This window comes from Brevundimonas sp. (assembly GCF_044239655.1).
In the GTDB taxonomy this organism is placed as follows: domain Bacteria; phylum Pseudomonadota; class Alphaproteobacteria; order Caulobacterales; family Caulobacteraceae; genus Brevundimonas.
Genome location: NZ_JBIIAY010000258.1, coordinates 1 through 3,172, shown reverse-complemented (window position 1 = coordinate 3,172; position 3,172 = coordinate 1). Strand labels below are relative to the sequence as shown.

Annotated in this window: 2 protein-coding genes; both read right to left on the bottom strand. The window is 48.5% G+C overall.

All coding sequences use genetic code 11. The annotated features are described in order from the left end of the window. Window positions 1-2,052, bottom strand: a 2,052-nt coding sequence (locus ACILQR_RS17845) for a phage major capsid domain-containing protein (protein ID WP_395652709.1), incomplete at its 3' end; no start/stop codon positions are given. 74 nt (window positions 2,053-2,126) lie between these two features. Beyond that, window positions 2,127-3,172 (bottom strand): phage minor capsid protein (locus ACILQR_RS17840; protein ID WP_395652708.1); only part of this gene is annotated, 1,046 nt, incomplete at its 5' end.

Here is a 3,172-nt window from a genome sequence, read left to right as displayed (position 1 = left end):
ACCCTTAACCGCCGATACTGCGGGTTTCGTCTTTTCATAGATTTCCTTCGCCTTATTGAATACATTCGCAAGAGAGCCAAATGATAGTTTGCCACCAACAAGACGCTTGAGACCCTCGTGTGTCTGGGCGGATGATACGGGGGCGGAGATGATGTCTTGCTCGGAGAGAACACCCTTGATGATACGGGACGACCCACGGATACTCTCAAAGAAGCCACTGTTAGCCGTGATGACATACAGAACGGGCTGAACCGCAAAGGGGTAGGTATTCACTACGGACAAGTTAAACTGGAGAGTAAAGTTGCCTACAAGTGATGGGGCTTGTCCGGACTGGAGTGTAATATCCTTTGACGGCTTTAGCACAAGGAAGCCACCAACAGAGGGACGGGCTTGTCCCGCCTTAACCGGAGGATACTGAGGCAATACGGGCGTTCCGGGGACAAGAGGGGAGACCGCACCAATAGGGTGAGAACCCGCACCAGTCTGGGCGAGAGCCGAACCACCAAGACCAGAGCAAGGGAGACCAGACCAAGTAGGGTAGTCCATATCAAGACCGTTCTCTACGGACATCTGGTAGAGTTCCTCCGTAGTGTGAGATGATAGGAGACCAGAGAAGTTATCAAAGTTGATACTGAGAGGAGACTTCACTGAGCCATTCGTATTAAGCACTGACGCAAGAGGGAGATAAGCATCGCCATAAGAAGGGTCTTGGGGGTCGGGCTGACCGCTTACTTGCTGAGCCTTCACATACACAAGGAGAAGGTCGGGTATCTGCGGTAGCGTGATAGTCTGGGACTGGAGTTGCCCGATGTATCCATTAGTGCCAAGAGGCTGGAGTTGCCCGTTCTGGGCTTGTGTGATATAACGGGGGAACTCCATATAGGGGACTACACTCTTAGGAGGGAGAGGCACATCAAGAGAGGGCGTTAGGAACTGGCAGTTCATTACGGGATTTACCCACTGTGCTGAGGCAGTCTGGTTAAACTGTAGAGAACTCGCCACAATCTGAGGGCGGTTAGCACAATCACCCGTTGTAATAGGGACACCGAAGGGGTCGCCAGATGTAGCAAGACCAGAAGAATACTGCGTCTTAAGGATACGGTTAAGAGCCGTGCCACTCTTAAAGTTCATAATCAACTGGATGTTGTTAATACCGAAGAGACCCGTATCGTGTTCTTGGTCGTTAGCGAACACAAAGGGAGATAGCGTTAGGAGTTCCACGGACGCAAAAGACCAGAAGAGAGAAGCCGTAGTCTGGGGAACAATAACCGCCGGTGAGCCACTGTCATACGCCACTTGGGCGGAGCATACGGGCTGACCGTTCCAGAACCACTGAACCAGAGGGAGACCGTTAGAGCCACCACCGCTTACCGTATAACTATCAGCACCCACAAGGGCTACACGAGTGCCGTTAGGCTTACACCAGAAGAAGCCGGGGAATGCTCCGTTAGGCACTTCGTCAATGTTGGTAGCCGTATCGTAGCCGTTCGTAGGGGCATTCACAGAGCCAAGGTTATCCATAGCAAGGTAGTTCGCTTGGTATCTATCCATCATCGTAGGGCAAGTTCTCTGTTTCTTATTACACTTGTAGTCAGTTAGACGCATAACCTCAAGTAGCACATCTTGGGAGTTGATAACAGAGGTCGTGTCGTTAATAGTAGCCGTCATCGTCTGGCAGAGGTAGTTAAGGGGAAAGGGTGATAGAGAGAAATCACGACCCGGGGCAATCACTACGGAGGCATCAATAGGATACGAACCCTCAGCCACACCAGAATAACCCAGACCCGTGTCCCATACCGTAGTGCCGGTGGCAGACTGGATATTACAGACGCTCATCTGGAAACGACCCTCCGCACCCCAGCGTAAAGCCCTATCAACGAAAACATTCTCGGAAGGGACATACACATTAAAAGTCATCTGGGATGCCGTAGAGGCAATAGCGTTAAAAGGAGCGTTCGTAAGAGATAAAGCACCCTTCTCAACGGCATACCGGGGACGGCTCTGAACGATGCGGTCGTCAAATACGGCTTCCTTCTGGATGTCAGCACTCATCTTATATATTAAGCAAACATAAAAATAATCCGTTAGAAATGGATTGTTTTTATGAAATAATAGCCGGAGGGGAGTTAATAGCCCTTGTTCTCGCCCTTTGCTAAATAGGTCTTCTTACGGAACATTAACTTGAAAGATACGGAGGATAGATTAAACATACTGACGGGATATAACTGGTTATCCAGCCGGTTCTTCCAGAATACTTGAATATCAATATTACGAATATCTTGTTTAGAGTTCTGGAAATCCGCCATACGATACTCGGCACTCGGGGCGTAGTAAATCATCTTACGATAAGCCGTAGGGTCTGATGATAAGTCCAGAGAAACATCCGTAATAATAGGGGAGAAGGCGGACTGAGAGGTAGCCGTGCTATTGCCGGTATTACGACTTCCAAGGGCGTTAGGCGGGGCGGTCTGCTCGTTCTGGAGAGGTAGTAGGGTGCTTGTAAAAACAATACTATCAATCGGAGACCAGAGTGTGCTTGTGCTTACATAGTTCTGGGTCATAGCATACCATACACCACTATAACCGGGAGTAGGCTGGGATGCCGGAGTAGATACATTATCGTTCAGACCAACAGCCTCCACTATCTGAAGGTTAGCGTAGCCTTCTGGGAATAAAGTGGCTATAGGCGTTGTCGGGGTAATCCAAGTATAGCGGAACTGAGATGTATTAGGAGGGTGGGTAGCGGAGTTGAGATAGATGTTATCAAAGTTAGCAAATAGACCCTCCATATTTACATTAAAATATAGAGACTGGAAGGCATTTGTAGTAGCATTAGGATTGACATACTGCGTAGGGTAGTAGATTGTAAAGAGACCAGAGTTCTCGTTATATTTCATAATAGGGGTAGGGTAGATGGCTTTCCAAGCGGGAAAGTTAGCGATACCAGTGCCACCAGCCGTAGTCCAAGCATTAAACACTGCTTGATTAGCACTATTAAGAGTTGTATTCACTAAATCTACCCAGTGGCTATAAGTATAGACCCAATAGTATCGGGATGTTAAGTCTTGTGATTGACCCAACTCCGGGGGGACAATAGTCCAATAGGGGGTAGGATTACCATTACTACCTACGAAGGTGGTGTTTAAGGAAGGGTTCTGATTGATATTTGTCG